19 protein-coding genes are annotated in these 18464 nt (G+C 68.0%); 10 read left to right on the forward strand and 9 right to left on the reverse strand.

Annotated elements, in window-relative coordinates:
• Positions 1-9 precede the first annotated feature (9 nt).
• The gene (locus AB0M24_RS15030; protein ID WP_363766504.1) at positions 10-282 is read left to right on the forward strand and encodes a MoaD/ThiS family protein; all 273 of its coding nucleotides are present in this window, start codon (positions 10-12) and stop codon (positions 280-282) included.
• Positions 283-289: 7 nt separating this feature from the next.
• Positions 290-1240, forward strand: a complete 951-nt coding sequence (locus AB0M24_RS15035; protein WP_363766507.1) for a cysteine synthase — start codon at positions 290-292, stop codon at positions 1238-1240.
• Between the two features lie 123 nt (positions 1241-1363).
• Here the strand turns inward: AB0M24_RS15035 and AB0M24_RS15040 are convergent, their stop codons facing one another.
• Positions 1364-2224, reverse strand: coding sequence for an SMP-30/gluconolactonase/LRE family protein (locus AB0M24_RS15040; RefSeq protein WP_363766510.1), 861 nt, complete (start codon positions 2222-2224; stop codon positions 1364-1366).
• Positions 2225-2256: 32 nt separating this feature from the next.
• Between AB0M24_RS15040 and AB0M24_RS15045 the strand changes: the two genes are divergently transcribed.
• From AB0M24_RS15045 to AB0M24_RS15060, 4 genes are read left to right on the forward strand one after another with little or no spacing between them, the layout of a single operon-like run.
• Positions 2257-2868, forward strand: coding sequence for a rhomboid family intramembrane serine protease (locus AB0M24_RS15045; RefSeq protein WP_363766513.1), 612 nt, complete (start codon positions 2257-2259; stop codon positions 2866-2868).
• An 11-nt stretch (positions 2869-2879) separates the two neighbouring features.
• Entirely contained in the window at positions 2880-3629 is a 750-nt protein-coding gene (murI, locus tag AB0M24_RS15050) for a glutamate racemase (RefSeq protein WP_363767110.1), read from the forward strand.
• 1 nt (position 3630) lies between these two features.
• Positions 3631-4398, forward strand: coding sequence for an MBL fold metallo-hydrolase (locus tag AB0M24_RS15055; RefSeq protein WP_363766516.1), 768 nt, complete (start codon positions 3631-3633; stop codon positions 4396-4398).
• Positions 4395-4811, forward strand: a complete 417-nt coding sequence (locus AB0M24_RS15060; protein WP_363766519.1) for an OsmC family protein — start codon at positions 4395-4397, stop codon at positions 4809-4811. The genes AB0M24_RS15055 and AB0M24_RS15060 overlap by 4 nt, the downstream gene beginning before the upstream one ends.
• Here the strand turns inward: AB0M24_RS15060 and AB0M24_RS15065 are convergent.
• Complete coding sequence (locus AB0M24_RS15065) at positions 4769-5263, reverse strand: DUF2231 domain-containing protein (protein WP_363766522.1); 495 nt, start codon at positions 5261-5263, stop codon at positions 4769-4771. The genes AB0M24_RS15060 and AB0M24_RS15065 overlap by 43 nt on opposite strands.
• A gap of 74 nt (positions 5264-5337) precedes the next feature.
• Here AB0M24_RS15065 and AB0M24_RS15070 point away from each other — a divergent pair, with 74 nt between their 5' ends.
• From AB0M24_RS15070 to rdgB, 3 genes are read left to right on the forward strand one after another with little or no spacing between them, the layout of a single operon-like run.
• The gene (locus tag AB0M24_RS15070; protein ID WP_363766525.1) at positions 5338-6531 is read left to right on the forward strand and encodes a transposase; all 1194 of its coding nucleotides are present in this window, start codon (positions 5338-5340) and stop codon (positions 6529-6531) included.
• Positions 6532-6579: 48 nt separating this feature from the next.
• Positions 6580-7344: a ribonuclease PH gene (gene rph / locus AB0M24_RS15075; protein ID WP_363766528.1), complete on the forward strand. Its 765-nt coding sequence runs from the start codon at positions 6580-6582 to the stop codon at positions 7342-7344.
• Positions 7341-7940, forward strand: coding sequence for an RdgB/HAM1 family non-canonical purine NTP pyrophosphatase (gene rdgB / locus AB0M24_RS15080; protein ID WP_363766531.1), 600 nt, complete (start codon positions 7341-7343; stop codon positions 7938-7940). Before rph ends, rdgB begins: the two co-directional genes overlap by 4 nt.
• On the opposite strand, the gene AB0M24_RS15085 is transcribed toward rdgB, so the two are convergent.
• The 5 genes from AB0M24_RS15085 to AB0M24_RS15105 form a co-directional block, all read right to left on the reverse strand.
• Positions 7937-10816, reverse strand: a complete 2880-nt coding sequence (locus AB0M24_RS15085; RefSeq protein ID WP_363766534.1) for an NACHT domain-containing protein — start codon at positions 10814-10816, stop codon at positions 7937-7939. The two genes, rdgB and AB0M24_RS15085, sit on opposite strands and share 4 nt — an antisense overlap.
• A gap of 10 nt (positions 10817-10826) precedes the next feature.
• Positions 10827-11165, reverse strand: coding sequence for a multidrug efflux SMR transporter (locus AB0M24_RS15090; RefSeq protein ID WP_363766537.1), 339 nt, complete (start codon positions 11163-11165; stop codon positions 10827-10829).
• Between the two features lie 276 nt (positions 11166-11441).
• Positions 11442-11906, reverse strand: coding sequence for a thioredoxin-dependent thiol peroxidase (gene bcp, locus AB0M24_RS15095; protein WP_363766539.1), 465 nt, complete (start codon positions 11904-11906; stop codon positions 11442-11444).
• Positions 11907-12079: 173 nt separating this feature from the next.
• Positions 12080-12607, reverse strand: coding sequence for a hypothetical protein (locus AB0M24_RS15100; RefSeq protein ID WP_363766542.1), 528 nt, complete (start codon positions 12605-12607; stop codon positions 12080-12082).
• A gap of 338 nt (positions 12608-12945) precedes the next feature.
• Complete coding sequence (locus tag AB0M24_RS15105; protein WP_363766545.1) at positions 12946-13974, reverse strand: LLM class flavin-dependent oxidoreductase; 1029 nt, start codon at positions 13972-13974, stop codon at positions 12946-12948.
• Positions 13975-14069: 95 nt separating this feature from the next.
• Between AB0M24_RS15105 and AB0M24_RS15110 the strand changes: the two genes are divergently transcribed.
• Positions 14070-15113, forward strand: a complete 1044-nt coding sequence (locus tag AB0M24_RS15110; protein WP_363766548.1) for an NAD(P)-binding domain-containing protein — start codon at positions 14070-14072, stop codon at positions 15111-15113.
• Here the strand turns inward: AB0M24_RS15110 and AB0M24_RS15115 are convergent.
• On the reverse strand, positions 15037-15687 hold the full coding sequence (locus tag AB0M24_RS15115) for a DedA family protein (RefSeq protein WP_363766551.1): 651 nt from the start codon (positions 15685-15687) through the stop codon (positions 15037-15039). The two genes, AB0M24_RS15110 and AB0M24_RS15115, sit on opposite strands and share 77 nt — an antisense overlap.
• 64 nt (positions 15688-15751) lie before the next feature.
• Entirely contained in the window at positions 15752-18241 is a 2490-nt protein-coding gene (locus AB0M24_RS15120; protein WP_363766554.1) for a glycoside hydrolase family 97 catalytic domain-containing protein, read from the reverse strand.
• Between the last annotated feature and the right edge of the window lie 223 nt (positions 18242-18464).

The raw sequence follows: 18464 nt of genomic DNA on the forward strand, positions 1-18464 counted from the left end.
AGAACCATCATGGCCGTCACCGTGTCGATCCCGACCATCCTGCGCACCCACACCGGGGGCGAGAAGTCGGTGTCCGCCACCGGCGCCACGCTCGCCGAGGTCATCGACGACCTCGAGAACAACCACGGCGGCCTCAAGGCCCGCCTGGTCAAGGAAGGCGCGCTGCACCGCTTCGTCAACGTCTACGTCAACGACGAGGACGTGCGCTTCTCCGGTGGCCTCGAGGCCGCGGTGAAGGACGGCGACAACGTCACCATCCTCCCGGCTGTCGCGGGCGGCTGATCCACCCATGGCCCGCTACGACTCGCTGCTGGACGCGCTCGGCGGGACACCGATGGTGGGCCTGCCGAACCTGTCGCCGTCCGAGAACGTGCGCATCTGGGCGAAGCTCGAGGACCGCAACCCGACCGGCTCGATCAAGGACCGGCCCGCGCTGGCCATGATCGAGGCGGCGGAGCGGGACGGCGTGCTGCGTCCCGGAGCCACGATCCTGGAGCCGACGTCCGGCAACACCGGTATTTCTTTGGCGATGGCCGCGAAGCTCAAGGGCTACGGCCTGGTGTGCGTCATGCCGGAGAACACCTCGACCGAGCGCCGTCAGCTGCTGCAGGCCTACGGCGCGCGGATCGTGTTCTCGCCGGCGGCCGGCGGGTCGAACCAGGCCGTCGCGACGGCCAAGGAGCTCGCCAAGCAGAACCCGGACTGGGTCATGCTCTACCAGTACGGGAACCCGGCGAACGCGGAGGCGCACTTCCGCGGCACGGGGCCGGAGATCCTGAAGGACCTGCCGTCGATCACGCACTTCGTGGCCGGTCTGGGCACGACGGGCACGTTGGTCGGGGTGGGGCGGTTCCTGCGCGAGGCCAAGCCGGACGTGCAGATCATCGCCGCCGAACCGCGGTACGGCGAGCTGGTCTACGGGCTGCGGAACTTGGATGAAGGCTTCGTGCCGGAGCTGTACGACGAGTCGGTGTTGACCGGGCGGTACTCGGTCGGCTCGTACGACGCGTTGCGCCGCACCCGGCAGCTGCTGGAGTCCGAGGGGATCTTCGCGGGCATCTCGACCGGCGCGATCCTGCACGCGGCGCTGGCCGTGGCGCAGAAGGCCGAGGTCGCGGGCAAGACCGCGGACATCGTGTTCATCGTGGCCGACGCGGGGTGGAAGTACCTGTCCACGGGCGCGTACGCCGGCACGTTGGACGAGGCGGCCGCCAGGCTCGACGGCCACCTCTGGGCGTAGTCGTTAGAAGGCGCCCTTCCAGGCGAGGTCGTCGCTCATCGCATCCCCCAGATGCTCGTGCGCCATCCGTCTCGACCCCCAGGTTGAGGCGGATGGAATGCGTATCAACTGACGTTGACCAGGCTACCCGGCGAAAGCGACGCCGGGCACGCCATTTCCGACGCCCGGCAGCACGAGCACAGAGCCGTTGAGCTGGCGTTCCATCAGCGCTTGGTCCGACAGGCCGACGCGCGCGGACGTGACGTAGAGGTCCGTGAAATCCGGGCCGCCGAAGCAGCACGCGGTCGGGTTGTCGACCGGGAGCTCGATCTCGCGGTCGAGCTGTCCGGACGGCGTGTAGCGGCGGACGGCGTGCCCACCCCACAGCGCGACCCAGACGCAGCCGTCGGCGTCCACGGTCAGCCCGTCCGGCCAGCCGTCGGTGTGACCGACGTGGGTGAGCGGGCGGCGGTTCGACGGCGTGCCGGTGGCGTTGTCGAAGTCGAACACGTCGATGCGGCGGGTCGGGGTGTCGATGTAGTACATGAGCGTGCCGTCCGGGCTCCAGCCGACGCCGTTGCTCGTGTTCACCTTGTCCACCATGACCTTCGCGGCGCCCTCGCCGGTGATCCTGGCGAGCCAGCCCTCGTCGGCGGCCTGGTCGTAGCGCATCGTGCCGGCCCACAGGCGGCCCGACGGGTCGACGCCCGCGTCGTTGCCGCGCACGCCCTCGCGCGCCCAGTAGACGAGCCAGGACTTGGTGCCGTCTCGGTCGATCAGCGCGATGCCGTCGCGGAGGTTGCAGACGATGCCGCCGTGTGAGCGCGGCTTGGCGGCGCCGACGTGTTGCGGGACCACGAGCACGGCGTCGTCGTCCCGCGCGGGGGCGTAGCGGTGGACCTCGGACGCGAGGATGTCCACCCACAGCAAGGTGGAGCTGCTGTGGTCCCACGTCGGCCCCTCGCCGAGCTGGGCAGATACCCGCACCGCTACTTCGATCGACACCCGATCAGCTTATGTGCACGTACTCTGGACTTGTGGACCGCACCGCCTTGGCGAAACGAGTCATCCCGCCGCACCCCGTGCTGTCGTTGGTCGTCGTCGCCGGGTTCGTGGGCCTCCTCTACGTGGTCGAGGCGTTCGACGTCGCGACCGGCGGCTCGCTGGAGGGCGACGGCGTGCGGCCGCGCGACTTCTCCCAGTGGGACAACCTGCTGTGGATGCCGCTGATCCACGGCGACTGGAGCCACCTCACCGGCAACGCGGTTCCGTTGCTGCTGCTGGGGTTCCTCGCGACCTCGGGCGGGCTGAAGCAGTTCTTCCAGGTCACCGCGGTCATCTGGCTGACGTCCGCGCTGGGCGTGTGGGTGTTCGGCAGCCCCGGCAGCCACATCGGCGCGTCCGGGCTGGTGTTCGGGTTCCTCGCGTTCCTGCTGGTGCGCGGGATCTTCGCGCGGTCGTGGCTGCAGCTGCTGATCGCGGTCGGCGTGTTCGCGTTGTACGGCGCGGCGCTGTGGGGTGTGCTGCCCGGCCAGCCCGGTGTGTCGTGGGAAGGCCACCTGTTCGGCGCAATCGGTGGCGTTCTGGCTGCGTGGGGTGTGTCTCGTGACAACCGGAAGACCGCGACACCGGCTACATTCACGGCGTGACGATCGGGATCATGGACTCGGGCGTCGGCGGCCTGACGGTCGCCCGCGCGATCATGGACCAGCTGCCGGGCGAGTCGATCCACTACATCGGCGACACGGCCAACGGTCCTTATGGGCCACTGCCGATCGCACAGGCGCGCAAGCACGCGCTGGAGGTCTGCGACCGGCTGGTCGACGAGGGCTCGAAGATGCTCGTCATCGCGTGCAACACCGCGTCCGCCGCGTGTTTCCGCGACGCCCGTGAGCGCTACGACGTGCCGGTGGTCGAGGTGATCCTTCCCGCTGTGCGCCGTGCGGTTCGCACGACGCATTCCGGGCGCATCGGCGTGATCGCGACTCTCGGCACGATCAACTCGCACGCGTACCAGGACGCGTTTCAGGCTGCGCGCGACGTGACGGTGACCACCGCGGCGTGTCCTCGGTTCGTGGACTTCGTCGAGCGCGGCATCACGTCGGGGCGGCAGGTGCTCGGGCTGGCGCAGGCGTATCTGGAGCCGTTGCAGCGGGCCGAGGTCGACACCGTGGTGCTGGGCTGCACGCACTACCCGTTGCTGACCGGCGTGATCCAGATCGTCATGGGTGAGTCGGTGACTTTGGTGTCGAGCGCCGAGGAGACCGTGAAGGACGTCGTGCGGCTGCTGACGGAGAGCGACTCCTTCGCCGTGGACCCGCCCGTGCACCGGGTGACCTGCACCGGTCCGCCCGAGCGGTTCGCGAAGCTCGCCGACCGGTTCCTGCCGACCTTCGAACAGTGGGGCTGATGTGCTGCTGACGGTGCTCGGCTGCTCCGGCAGCATTCCCGGACCCGGCGCGGCGGCGTCCGGGTACCTGCTGGAGGCCGACGGGTTCACGCTGGTGCTGGAGTTCGGGAACGGGGTGCTGTCGCGGTTTCAGGAGGAGCGCCCGTTGTTCTCGATGGACGCGCTGGTGCTGTCGCATCTGCATCCTGATCACTGCGTCGACGTGTCTTCGCTGTACGTGGCGCGGAAGTACCACCCTTCGCCGCCTGCTTCGGTGCTGCCGGTGTACGCGCCCGCCGAGGCTCCGTCGCGGTTCGTGGCTGCTTATGCGCCTGATCTTGCCGAGCGGTCTTCGCTGGACTTCAGCGACGTGTTCTCGTTCCACGGATTGGGTTCAACGGTCCAGATCGGACCGTTCACTGTGGACTCGGCGGTGGTCGCGCATCCTTGTGAGGCTTACGGGTTCCGGATTTCCTGCGGTGGCGTCTCGTTGGCCTACACGGGTGACAGCGGGCCTTGCTCGGCGCTGGACTCGTTGGCCTCGGGGGTCGACGTGCTGCTGAGCGAGGCGAGCTGGACGCACGCGCCGGATCGGCAACCTGATCTGCACCTGTCCGGACGTGAGGCGGGGGAACTGGCGTCGCGGGCGGGTGCCGGACAGCTGTTGATCACGCACGTGCCGCCGTGGACGTCACGCGAGGACGTGTTGAAAGAGGCCCAGGACGCGTTCGACGGGCAGTGCGAGCTGGTCGTGCAGGGCGGCCGGTACGAGGTGGGAGAGCAGCCGTGATCGAACTTGAGCGGGTCGGCGAGCACGAGTTCGTCGCTTCCAACGGGCGTGGCGCGTCCGTGCGGATCGGCCGCAAGGGGCAGGAGGGCTCGTTCAGCCCGGTCGAGCTCCTGGTGGCGGCCGCGGCGGGCTGCGCTCTGGTCACCTCGGAGACGTTGATCCTGCGGCGCACCGGCGGCTCGGAGCTGTCGGCGGTCGCGGACGCGGTCCAGTCCGAGAGCGGCAACGAGGTGATCTCCATCCCGGTGACGCTCTCGTACGACCTCTCCGCCGTGGACGACCCGGAGGCGCTCGAAATCGTCGTCCGGCGCGCCGTGGAGCAGTTCTGCACGGTCACGCGGACGTTGAAGCAGACGGCGACGGCGCCCCTTCAGCTGCCGACGCCCCTCCAGACCACGCCGGACCCGCTGTGACCGGTGCGCACGGTGTAGTAGACGGTGGCGACCGCGAGCAGCACGACCAGCACCGACACGATCACTGAGATCACCCGCCACGTCCTGGTGGTGGGTGCCTCCGCGCTGCGCTCCCGGTCCGCGAGCCTGCCCGCGACCAGCAGCGCGATCACCGCGACCCCGAACCCGAGCGCGATCGGCAACAGCATCGTGCCGAGGTCGCCGTGGGCCTGGATGGCGGGGTTGGGCCCGACCTTCGCCTCGAGCGAGGCCATGAGGTCCTCACCGGCCTGCTTGGCCATCGGAACCGCCGCGACACCGGCCAGCGTGACCCCGAGAACGGGCCACGCGTACTTCTGCCGCCAGCGCGGGACCAGGGCGATCGCGACCGAGCTCAGTGCCGCGAGGGGCAACAGCACGACCACCGCGTGCACGAGCAACGGGTGAAGCGGAATACCGTCGATCGTCAGCATGTCTCTCCCTACGCCAAGGCGCTCAGCGGGGTTCATCCACAGGTCTTCGAGGCGACGTTGCTAGATTGTGATCTGTGTGCGGTCGGGTGCGGAGGGCGTTCAAGTACCGCTTCTACCCGACTGACGAGCAGGCTGCGGAGTTGTCGAAGACGTTCGGTTGTGTTCGCAAGGTCTACAACCTGGCGTTGGAGGCACGCACCGAGGCGTGGGACCAGCGTCGCGAGAGAATCGGCTACATCGGGACGTCGGCGATGCTGACCGCCTGGAAACGCACCGAGGAGCTGGCGTTCCTCAACGAGGTGTCTTCGGTGCCACTGCAGCAGGCACTTCGGCACCTCCAAGCGGCGTTCTCCAGCTTCTGGGCGAAGCGCGCGCGGTATCCGCGGTTCAAGTCGCGGAAGAAGTCGCGCGAGAGCGCCGAGTACACCCGCTCGGCGTTCAGATGGCGCGACGGCTCGCTGGTGCTCGCGAAGATGTCCGAGCCGCTGAACATTCGCTGGTCGCGACCGTTGCCGATGAACGTGACGCCCTCGACGGTGACTGTTTCGCGCGACGGGGCCGGACGCTGGTTCGTGTCCCTGTTGTGCGAAGACCCCGCCGTTCAACCCCTGCCGCCCTCGGGCCGCGCGGTGGGCATCGATGTCGGCCTCGATCACCTGCTCACCCTCTCGGACGGGGAGAAGGTCGCCAACCCGCGTCACGAGCGCGGCGGCCGGCTCGCCCTCCGCAGAGCTCAGCGAGCGCTGCACCGCAAGCAGAAGGGCAGCAACAACCGAGCCAAGGCCCAACTGAAGGTTGGTCGAGTGCACGCCCGGATCGCGGACCGGCGTGCCGACCACCTCCACAAGATCACAACTCGGCTCGTGCGTGAGAATCAAACGCTCGTGATCGAGGATCTCGCGGTGGCGGGAATGGTCTCCAACCGCCATTTGGCCCGTGCGATCGCTGATGCCGGTTGGCGGCGGTTCCGGGAGCTTCTGGACTACAAAGCAGCCTGGTACGGACGAACCGTGATCGCTGTCGATCGTTGGCTCCCGTCCTCCAAGCTGTGTTCGGCGTGTGGCGCGCTCGCGAAGACGATGCCGCTGCAAGTGCGCGTGTGGACGTGCGGCTGTGGAGCAACCCATGATCGGGACGTGAACGCGGCACGCAACATCCTGGCCGCTGGGCTGGCGGTCGCAGTCTGTGGAGCCGGTGTAAGACCTCAACGGAGCACTCCGGGCGGGCAGTCGGCGGTGAAGCAGAAAGCCCTACGGCGCGAGCCGTAGGAATCCCCCTCGTTCGCGGCGGGGAAGGAAGTCAATAGGGTAGGCCGCGTGGTGCGAAGCGACGGCCGAAACGATGACGTGTTGCGTGACATCCGGATCACGCGTGGATATCAGACCTGGCCCGCGGGCTCGGTCCTGATCGAGTTCGGGAACACCCGCGTGCTGTGCGCCGCGAGTGTCACCGAAGGTGTCCCCCGCTGGCGGCAGGGCTCCGGCCTCGGCTGGGTGACCTCTGAGTACGCGATGCTGCCGTCCGCGACGCACACGCGCAGCGACCGCGAGTCGGTGAAGGGCCGCATCGGCGGCAGGACGCACGAGATCTCGCGCCTGATCGGGCGCTCTCTTCGCGCGTGCATCGATCTCGCGGCTCTCGGCGAGAACACGATCGTCATCGACTGCGACGTGATCCAGGCCGACGGCGGCACCCGCACCGCGGCGATCACCGGCGCGTACGTCGCCCTGGCCGACGCGGTCACTTGGTTGGGTGCGGCCGGCCGTCTCGCTGATCCGTCGCCGCTGTCCTGCGCGGTGTCCGCCGTGTCGGTCGGCGTGGTCGACGGCCGCGTGCGCCTGGACCTGCCGTACGAGGAGGACTCGCGCGCGGAGGTCGACATGAACGTCGTCGCCACCGACGCCGGCACGCTGATCGAGGTCCAGGGCACCGGCGAGGGAGCGACATTCGCTCGGTCCACTTTGGACCGGATGCTGGACGTGGCGCTTTTGGGTTGCGCCGAGCTGAACCGCATCCAGGCGGCGGCGCTTTCCGAGCCCTACCCCGGTGTGCTGCCGGAGCCCAAGGCGAGCCGGCGATGAAGCTGCTTCTCGCCTCGCGCAACGCGAAGAAGCTGAAGGAACTTCAGCGCATCGTCGTCGCGGAGGGCCTCGACGGCATCGAGGTGCTGTCTTTGTCGGACGTGCCTGAGTTCCCCGAGGCACCCGAGACCGCGCCCGACTTCGAGGGCAACGCGCTGGCCAAGGCCCGTGACGCCGCCGCTGCCACGGGCCTCGTGTCCGTGGCAGACGACTCGGGCTTGGCCGTTGACGAGCTCAACGGCATGCCGGGCGTGTTGTCGGCTCGGTGGTCTGGGAAGCACGGCGACGACGACGCCAACCTGGATCTGCTCTTGGGGCAGCTCGGCGACGTACCTGACGAACGCCGTGGCGCGGCATTCGTGTCGGTGGTCGCTCTCGTCGTGCCCGGCGGCGAAGAGGTCGTCGTGCGCGGCGAGTGGCGCGGCACGTTGCTGCGGGCTCGGCGCGGCATCAACGGCTTCGGCTACGACCCGATCTTCGTGCCCGAGGGCTACGAGATCACGTCGGCCGAGATGACGGCGGAGCAGAAGGACGCGGAGTCGCACCGCGGCCGCGCCCTCAAGCTCCTGGTCCCGTACCTCCGCAAACTCGGTTAGTCCACCCAGGTGATCCGTACGTCGGGGCCGAGTTCGTCGACCCCGACGTATAGGTAGCGTCTGCGGAGGCGCAGATGCAATGACGTGCCTCGCAATGGCCTCAGACTGGTCGGACGTGAGCGCCAGCCAAGGATGTCGAGGTACCGCAGACCTGGTGGCGACGGTAGGACGCTCAGGTTGGTCCAGCCGTAACACTCCAGCTTCACCAGGTGCGTCATACCGGCGATCGGGTTCAGATCGCAGTTCTTATCGATCTTGCTCAGGCCGAGCGAGTTGAGGTGTCGCCCGCGAGCGAACCCAAGCTCGCGCCAAGGCTCCTGTTGGATGAGAGCGAGCCGGTTCGTGACATGGGGCAATTGATCGGTGTTGGTGAACTTTCGAGCGCCGACCAAGGAGACGGTCTGTGGACTCATCGGTTCGAGCGGCGCCAAGTCCACGTCACCTGACACCAGTGCGCTCAACAGGCGAATCTTTGGTGTGTGCTCGACGAAGCGCAGATTGGACTGCACTTCGTGCACTGGCAGTCGAACGGTCGTCCCTGCGAGCCGATGTAGCCGCGAAAGGTAAGGAATCAGCCGGATCGAGGTGATCCGGGCGTGCCCGTTCTGCAGGGGGGCATCTGCCAGCACCTCCTCGGCATAGCGTTCCGGGTCGAAGTGGAGCCACGCCTTCACCAGTTCCTCTTGGACGTTGTCCCGAGGGTCATGTGCGTAGCCCGCCAACCGGGCTATCGCCTCAGGCGACCCCACCAAGGCCGTGCTGCGGACCGTTGCGCCTGCGGCTGCATCTGACAGTTCGTCAAGCGTGGTCGGCAGGTATCGGAGGAGCCTGTGGCCGATCGATGCCAGTGACACCGTCTCCCTGGTGCTACGAGGCGGCACCAGCCTGTTCTTGATCACTGCGTCGATGCGGTCGTGCACGGTCGCATCGATGTCCCTGACAGTCTCGAGGCAAGCCGCAGTGAGCAAGCGCAACCTGCGGGCGTGTCTTGGCTCCCGATCGGAGCGGTCGAGAACATTCGCCAGCAGTTCGCTTACGTCGGCCCTGCGGCCATGACCGCAGGCGAGCACGATCGTCTGCGACCAGGAGTCGAGGTGAGCATGGGCGACCAGCGTGTTCACCTGGTTGTCCTCCATGGCCTCCTCACCGGCCAGATACTCCTGGAACGTCCTGTGCACAAAGTCGACCTGGCCCGGAGCTGGTTCGCGGACGACGCCACTGCGTTCCAACAGGTGAGTAACCACAGCATCCGCATCCTCGTCGACATTGGGCATTGAGCGGATCTTGCGAGCGACCTGCTCGCGCACCTTGATGGTCGGCAGCTGACTGAGCCCGCCCAACGTCAGCCGCCAGGCGAGATCGCGCAGCAGCACTGTTTTGTCAGACGTAGTGAGCATGCGGGAGATACCGCGTTCGGCGTCGCGGAAGTCCAGGAGCATGGTGAGGGCAGCCGCGTACAACTCCATGCGGTTTTGTGGCAGTTCGGAGGAGCGTCCGAGGTTGAGCGCGCACAACATCGCGCACAACAGTGGCGAGGAAGCCAAGGCTCGCAGGTGTTCCCGACTTTCGAACTGTCTGAGCAGCCGGCGTTGCGCTTCTTCCGGCGCTTCTGCGGCTTCGTGCCAGCGCTTGAGGAACACCCTCACATCGGTTGGGCTCATGGACTCCAGTACGACTGAGGAGAAGTCCAGCTCTGCCAACCACTTCTCGTCAGTCGCTGCTGGACGGGCGGTTACTACGACCTTTGCTTCGGGGAAGGCACTCATCAGGTTGCGAAGCCACTCGCGAACGCTGTGCCGTTTGGGCGGTGGTACCTCGTCAACGCCGTCCACCAGCAACAGGCCATTGCCCGCTCGTAGCACGCGATGCACCCACCCCGCAGGCATGACTCCGCTCAGCAGCCCGCTGACGAACTCCTCGGGCTTCGCGGGCAGCGGAGAGTCGGCGTGGGCTCGGAGCCGGATCGGAAATGGGACCAGTCCGTTCCACTCCTGAAGCGTGCCGGCGAAACGTCCTCGGGCGGCGGTGACCGCGAGCCAGTCAAGCAACGTGGTCTTGCCCGAACCGGCGTCCCCGCGGACGAAGGTGCGATTGCACAGTGCCGACTCCACGCGCACGCCCGAGTGCTGCTGATTGTCGGCCTCTCCGAACCACCCGTGCCGGACCTGGTCCTGGCCGGACACCGTGAGGCTCAGGTAGGCGACGCTCAAGGCGAGCCGGGGGCGGTTCTCCATGGACAGACCGAGGAGTTCCAGGCGGTCCAGGTTCGCGGCTATGTAGCGGAGGTACTCGGCGCGGAACTCGTCGTCGTTGTCGGTGCCTTGCGGCGCGTACAAAGACGTCCGGGGGAGGCGGGCCAGGACGTCTTCGAGCAGCGCGGTCTGGGCGGTGGCGCGAGAGAGGACCTCGGCCAAAGCACGCGGCTGGAAAGAGGGCAGGTGGCGGATGATCTGCACGAGGTAGCGGCACGACTGGTCGAGCGCGATGTCGTAGCAGCGGCCCAGGTCCGTGCGCGGCAGTGAGCGGCGGATGCGCTGGGCCAGGACCTCGGGGTCGGCGTCGTCGGCGAGCAGGGCCTCGTCGGACAGGTCGACGGACTCCAGGGCCACCTCGACGGCGGCCAGGGAGGCGTCGACCTCATCGGCGGCGAAGCGTTCGAGGACGGGTTCCAGCTGCTCGGTGACCTGGTGGCCGATGTGCTGGACCAGGGTGTCCAGCTTGGCTCGTTGGGTGGGCTTGGAGAGTTCCGCCGCGGCTAGGTCGGCCAGCGAGAGGGTTCTGGCCCTCTCGTTCGCACGGCCGGCGAGCCAGGCGGTGGCGGCGCGAACAGCTACCGACTGGCCGAGCTTGGAGACTGCGACGATTTCTAAGCCCACCCAAACGAGGTTAAACGGTGGCGTGGGCGTGCGAGGCCACGGACACGACGCAGACGCCGGCCGCGATCAACGCCATGCCGGTCAGCATGGCCAGGTTGAGAGGGTCGGCGAACAGCACGCGGCTCGTCAGCGCGACCAGCGCGATGCCCGCGCCTGCCCAGATCGCGTAGGTGATGGCGACGGGCACGCCCATCCGGATCACCTGCGACTCCAGGTAGAGGGCGGTGAGAAAGCCAAAACCGAGCCCTGCGACGGGCCACGGTTTTGTGAAGCCGTCCGAGTATTTGAGACAAAGGGTCGCGAAAACCTCCGCGCCCACGGCGACGGCGAGCAATATCCACTTGAGCATTGAATTTTCCCAGCACGAAATGCACGTACGCAAAGCGCACGTGTTTGATGACGAACGGACGACGGGGCCTAGAAGGCCAGGTCAACCGCCTCGCGTGGGAAAGTGGACGCGCAAGACGAAATCAGACGGGATGTCGGGACCGCGAGGAGCCGTCAAGCGGCACACGGTGTATCACCCTCACCGGAACAAGGGGCGGCATTTGTTGCACGCCCTCACCTCGACCATACCCGAAGAAGGGGTCGCCGTCGCAACCAAGGCGACGGCGACCTCACAAAATCAAGCCGGGAGTTCGCGCAGCAGCTTGGCGACGTGGCCGGTGGCGCGGACGTTGTACATGGCCTTGACGATCTTGCCGTCGGGGCCGACGAGGAACGTCGAGCGGATGACGCCCTGGACGGTGCGGCCGTAGTTCTGCTTCTCGCCGTAAGCGCCCCACGCCACCAAAACGCCCTTGTCCGGGTCGCCGAGCAACGGGAACGTCAGTCCCTCGGCATCGCGGAACTTGGCGAGCTTGTCCTGCTTGTCGGGCGAGATGCCGACGACCTCGTAGCCCGACGAAGCGAGGACGCCCAGGTTGTCGCGGAAGTCGCACGCCTGCTTGGTGCAGCCCGGCGTGCTGGCGGCCGGGTAGAAGTACACGACCACGGACTTGCCGAGGTAGTCGGACAGGGACACCGGCTTGCCCTCGCTGTCGGGCAGCGTGAAGGCGGGCGCGGTGTCTCCGGGTTCGAGACGAGTCATGCCAGCAGACTAGGCGCTGTCCTGCGAGTCTCGTCCGGCGACAGTGGCAGCCGAGGGACCCGGAGGCGGCACCGCCGGAACGCCCGAATACGCCCGGTATGAGGGCGTCCCGGCGGCACCGCCTCCGGGTCTCTCGCCCGCGCCTCTCACCGAACGAACGCGCAGGACAGCGCCTAGGCCTGGCCCTCGAAAACGGTGGCGACGTCCTGGCCCTGTCCACCCGGCTGGACGGTCAGCCGCAGCTGCACCGGCATCTCGGACACGGCGAACGCGACCTGGATCTGGGTGTCGCGGCCCGGCGGAAGCTCCGCCACGGCGCCGGCGAGGCCGTTGAGGCCCTGGACCGAGTCGACCAGTTCGGCGGCCGCGGTGTCGCCTGCGGTGGCGCGCACGGAGAGCTGGGACGGGTGGTACGAGGTCTTGGAGCCGTTGTAGACGGTGATCGTGAAGACCGCGGTGCGCTTCGCCGCCGGGATCGCGGTCTGAGAAGGCACGAGCGAGCGCGGGGCGGAGACGACGACGGAGAGGCCCGAGGCCCACACGCGCTGGGTGCCGAACGCGGCGGCGCCCGACGCGCTGGGCGTCTCGGCTCGCTGTTCGACTGTCAGGTTCTCGTTCGGGGTGACGGCGACACCGGGGCCCGCACATCCCGCCACGGCCAGCAGCAGGCAGATGCCCGCGGCCGATTTGGCGAACTTCACGAACTCCCCTTTCCCACCCCGGCGGTGGGTGTGGACGACTCCCGTCAACTGTGACGGTGTCCAAGGGGTGGTGGGGACCGAAAAGGGGCCTTGAAGCGCACCTGGTGCCGGGCCGTGGCCGTCTCGTGATGGGCGACGTGGGCGGCGCCACACAGTGCGCCGGCCCCACGTCGTCCTAGCGGCGGCGGCCGCTTGGTGTAGCTAGGGAGCGCGTCGGGGGGCGTGCGCGCTCACACCGATCATCGCCCACAGTGTGTCTGGCGCTACAAGCGGAGCCGTTTATCACCCGTTCAGAGCAGTGTCAGTCGTACGAAACGTGAAGGTCAGGCGTGACCGACTCACGTATGTGCGGCTGAACGGCCCAGCGACGGCGTCCGTTCGGCCACTTCGCTGAGCAGTTCGAAGGAACGGAGACGGTCCGAGTGCCCGTGCACGATGGTCGTCACCATCAGCTCGTCGGCGGCCGTCGACTCCATCAACTCGTCGAGCCCCGCGCGGACCGTTGAGGGGGATCCGATGATCTGGGTGGACATGCGGTCCTCGATCACGAGCTCGTCGATCTCGGTGTACGGGTAGTCCGCGGCCTCCTCCGGCGTGGACAGCGGCGCGGGACGTCCCTGGCGCAGACGCACGAACGACAGCGCGCCCGGACCGGCGATCCACCGAGCGTGCTCGTCGGTGTCGGCGACGATCACCGACGCGCAGACCATCGCGTACGGCTCGGACAGCACCTCCGACGGACGGAAGTGCTTCCGGTACAGCTCCAGAGCGGGCAGCGTGTTCTGCGCGCTGAAGTGGTGGGCGAACGCGAACGGCAGTCCCAGCGGACCGGCGGCCTGCGCGCTGTAGCCGGACGAGCCGAGCAGCCAGATCGGCGGCTTGTTGCCCGCGGCGGGCACGGCGTTCAGCTCGTTGGTGCTCTCGAAGTACTTGATGAGCTCGGTGAGCTCCTGCGGGAAGTTCTCGGCGGAGAGTCCCGCCTCGGTGCGGCGCAGCGCCCGTGCCGTCTTCTGGTCCGTCCCAGGCGCGCGGCCGATGCCCAGGTCGATGCGGCCGGGGTGCAGGGCTTCGAGCATGCCGAACTGCTCCGCGACGACGAGCGGCGCGTGGTTGGGCAGCATCACGCCGCCGGAACCGACCCGGAGCGTCGACGTCGCGTCCGCGATGTGCCCGATGAGCACGGCGGGCGCGGACGACGCGATGCCCGGCATGTTGTGGTGCTCGGCGAACCAGTAGCGGTGGTAACCGAGGCGTTCGGCCTGCTGAGCGAGTTCGCGAGAGTTTCGCAGCGCGGTCGTCGCGTCCGAGCCCGACGTGATCGGGGCGAGGTCGAGAACGGACAGCGGGATCTCACTGAGACGGCTCATGCATCGATCAACACCGATGCTTGCCGACTTCTTCCGTGACGCGGGTAACTGTCTGAGCGAGGACGATTCCCGGCACGGATTCGGTTGACCGTGGTGTGACGGACGTGGTGGTGATCGGCGCGGGACAGGCGGGCCTGTCCGCCTCCTACTTCCTGCGGCGGCGGGAGGTCGATCACGTCGTGCTGGACGCGAACGACGCTCCCGGCGGCGCGTGGCTGCACCGCTGGCCGTCGCTGCGGATGAGGACCGTGCACGGCATCCACGAGCTGCCCGGCATGCCGTTCGAGCAGCCCTCGCCGGACGAGCGCGCCAACGAGGCCATCCCGGACTACTTCGCCCGCTACGAACAGCTCTTCGACCTGCCGGTGGTCCGCCCGGTCAACGTCACGCAGGTGCACGACGACGGCGAGCTGCTCAAGATCGAGACCGACAACGGCGTCTGGACCACGCGTGGACTGATCAACGCGACCGGCACGTGGCGCCGCCCGTTCTGGCCGTACTACCCCGGTCAAGAGACGTTCCGGGGACGCCAGCTGCACACCGCGGACTACCAGGGCCCGGAGGAGTTCGCGGGCAAGCGGGTCGTGGTCGTGGGCGGCGGTGCTTCCGCGACGCAGCTGCTCATGGAGCTCGCGCCGTTCGCGTCGGAGACCCGGTGGGTCACGCGGCACGAACCGGTGTGGCGCGAAGGTCCGTTCACCGAGGACTACGGCCGCTGGGTCGTCGGGATGGTCGACGAACGCGTCCGCAAGGGACTGATCCCGCGCAGCGTCGTCAGCGTGACCGGGCTGGCGCTCACCGATCAGACGCGAGCCGCGATCGCATCAGGAGTGCTGGACCGCAAGCCGATGTTCGAACGAATCACGCCCGATGGCGTCGAATGGGCTTCGGGCGAGCACTTCGACGCCGACGTCATCCTGTGGGCAACAGGGTTCCGGCACGATCTCGACCACCTCGCGCCGTTGCACCTGCGGGCGGCCGGCGGCGGGATCAAGGTCGACGGCACCCGAGTGGTCTCGGACCCGCGCATCCACCTCGTCGGCTACGGGCCGTCGGCGAGCACTATCGGCGCGAACCGAGCCGGTCGGAGCGCCGTCCGCGAGCTGATGAGGCACCTCGACGGCGTGCCAGCCGGGTGATCACGAAGATCACTCCGGCCACGACCGCCAGGCCCAGCACGACCTTCGACGCGATGCCCACGTACTGCTCGACCAGGTGCCAGTTGTCGCCGAGCAGGTAGCCCGCGAAGATCAACGCCGTGTTCCACACCAGGCTGCCGGCGGCGGTGTAGGCGAGGAACGGCACCAGCTTCATCCGCTCGACGCCCGCCGGAATCGAGATCAGGCTGCGGAACACCGGGATCATCCGGCCGAAGAACACCGCCCGGTAGCCGTTGCGCAGGAACCACGCCTCGGTCTTGTCCACATCGGACACTCGCACCAACGGCATCCGCGCGGCGATCCGGCGCACGCGGTCGCGGCCGAGCAGCGCGCCGACCCAGTAGAGGATCAAGGCGCCGGCTACCGAGCCGAACGTGGTCCACAGGACGGCGTCGAACAGCGACATCTTTCCCTGGCCCGCCGTGAAACCGGCCAGTGGCAGGAAAACCTCGCTCGGCAGCGGCGGGAACAGGTTCTCCAGCGCGATCGCCAACGCCGCTCCGGGTGCGCCGGCCGTGTTCATCAGGTCGGTGACCCAGTCGACGAGGTTCATGCGATCCAAGCTACGTGGAGGCCGGGGTGAGCAAGCCCACCCCGGCCTCCGCGCAACCACCGGGCTAGGTGCAGCGAATCCTTGCGTCGCCCCAAGAAGCGTGGTCGTTCTGGGTGCCGTCGCCGCCGTCGAGAACGCGCAGGGTGAGCGTGCTCACGCCGGTCACGTCCACCGCCAGGTCGCGGGCAGGCGTGCGCACGCCGAGCACACCGGTGTCGGCCAGGACCTTGCCGTCACCGATCACCTGGAACGCCACCGTGCCGCCCACGCGTTGCCGGGCCACGTCCAGGCCGGCTTCGTCGTCGACGCCGACCGAAGCCGCGAAACCACTGCAGCCCGCGAGCTGGTAGGTGATCTCGGACGACGCGTGCGTGCCGAGTCCCTTGCCGAACGTCGTGCGGCGGATCGCGATGCCACGACCGTCACCCGCGGCCGCGTTGCCGTTGGTGAGGTCCTTCTCGACCGGACCGTCACCACCCACCGCGGACACCCACGACCGATCCGACAGGTACGACCAGCCGTCGGGCAACGGCTTCACCAGGTGTACGCGCGCGGTCTTCTCGGACTCCACGCCACCGTTGAACGAAGCCACGACCGGGATGTCGAAGTAGCCGTAGGACGAAGGCTGCGCGGGCGGCACGACCGTCCACGAGCCCGACAACGCCTGTCCCTGGCGGACGTTGCGAGCCTTCACCGGCGCGCCCTGCACGGACCAACCGGCGGGCACGCGCGGTGCCAGCGTCACGCCACGCACGTCCTGCTTCGTGGTGAAGAGACCCGTCACCGTGAAGCCCTTCGAGGCCGTGGACACCGAAGTCGACGGCACCGCCGACACCGGCCGCTCACAGGAGTTCCCGCGGCACGCGATGGCCGCGAAGCCACCGTTGGCCGCCACGTCCAGCGTCACCACGTCGCCGGCGCGCACGGACCGAACTTCGCGCACGAGCCCTGCGGGACCGTCCCGGGTGATCTCCACCCGCCACCGTCCGGAAGGCAGCGAGAACGGCACCTGGACCGTCCTGGCGGCACCGGAGTAGCCGCCGCCGATGAACCACCGGTCACCCGACCGCCGTGCGAACACCGAGTGGTCGGCGGGACGTCCGGACAGCAGTCGCGTCTCGTCCCACGCGGTCGGCACCTGGTCGATGAACCGTTCCGCGACGGGCCGCGCCGCGTAGTCCTCCGGCTTGCCCGCCAGGTTCGCGAGACCCGACTCGTAGATCACGGTCAACGCCAGTTCGTGCGCGTCGGACGTGGTGCGCGACGGACGGTGCCAAGCCAATGGCGTGTAGTCCATGCCACCGACGACACCGCGCGTGAACGGCAGCGACGTCAGGTGTGTCCCGGTGAGACCCGAGGACTTCTCACCACCGTGCACGGCTTCCATCGTCATGACGTGCGGCCACGTGCGGTGAAGACCGTGCGGGATCGTCGAGCCGTGGAAGTTCACGAGCAGATGGTGCTGCGCGGTCTCCGAGAGAATCCGGTCGTACCAGCGGTTGCGGTCCTGCCCGTCGGAGTCCATGAAGTCGATCTTCACGCCCGCGATGCCCCACTTCTCGAACAACGCCAGGCGGGCAGCGCTTTCAGCGGGAGTGTCGAGCTCGTCGTAGTGGATCCACAGGTGGATCTTCACGCCACGAGCGCGCGCGTACGAGACGAGCTGTGGAATCCACGATGTCTGCTCCCACGACGGGTCGTAGTCCCAGTTCGGGTCGAAGTACCAGCCCGCGTCGACCAGCGCGTACGGCCAGCCGTGCTGCGCCGCGTAGTCCACGTACTGCTTCTGCATCGCGAGGCTCTGACCGGCTTCCCGGCCACCGGCGAGCCAGCTCCAGAACACCTTGCCCGGCTCGATCCACGACGTGTCGCGGACCTTCGAAGCCGGTGCGAGGTCGTCCACGAGCGTCGACGTCGAGACGTCCGCGAGGGTGCCGATGATCGCCGTGCGCCACTGCGACTGCCACGGCCCGTCGACGAGCACCTTCTCGTCCCAGTACTTGATCGAGTAGACGCCGGAACCGGCGGTGTGCACGAGATGGCTGCCCGAGTGCCGACCGTCCACAGAGGACTCGGTCAGCAACGAGTAGACGCCCTGGTTCTCGAACAACGCCGGGTGCAGGTACTCGGCGGACTCCGCGGTCGCCGCGTTGGTCTGCACGAACGGGTTCTCGTAGTCGCGCCGGTACTTCGCGATCCACGCGGTCGAGGCCGCGGGAACGGTGAACGCCGACGTCTCGCGCAGCACGTTGCCCAGTCCGGCCGGCAGCTCGTACCGGTACGCGACCCCGTCCGCCGCTGTCCGCACGACGACGTCGAGGTTCGCGGCTCCAGCGAACGTGTAGCGCTCCTCCTTGTGCTGGACCGAGCGCTGCTTCTGCTTGCCCGACGACGCCGTGTAGTGCTCGAAGACGCGTCGCTCGGACCGGCCGATCAACTTCAGTCCACCTGAAAGATCCGCTCTTTCCGTCACCACGCCCAGCGGGCTCGGCTCCAGCACAGTCGTGCCGCCACGGGTCACCGAGAGCGTCGGCACACCGTTCGACAGCTCCACGACAGCCTTCGGCCAGACGCCGGTTGCCGCTGGTTCTGCTGCTGTCACAGGGGTTGCGACACTCGCTGCCAATACGACGGTCAGTGCTCCTGCCGCGCGCCATCGCACGGGGATCAACCGCATGTCCAGTCCTCCCAGAACCTCGGTCGCGGCGGCGACAGATCCGATGTATACGCGTTGACGGGCCATTGGTCCACAACGTGCCGGGAAAGGCCTTTCCGCC

This window comes from Lentzea sp. NPDC051838 (assembly GCF_040681245.1).
Lineage (GTDB): Bacteria > Actinomycetota > Actinomycetes > Mycobacteriales > Pseudonocardiaceae > Lentzea.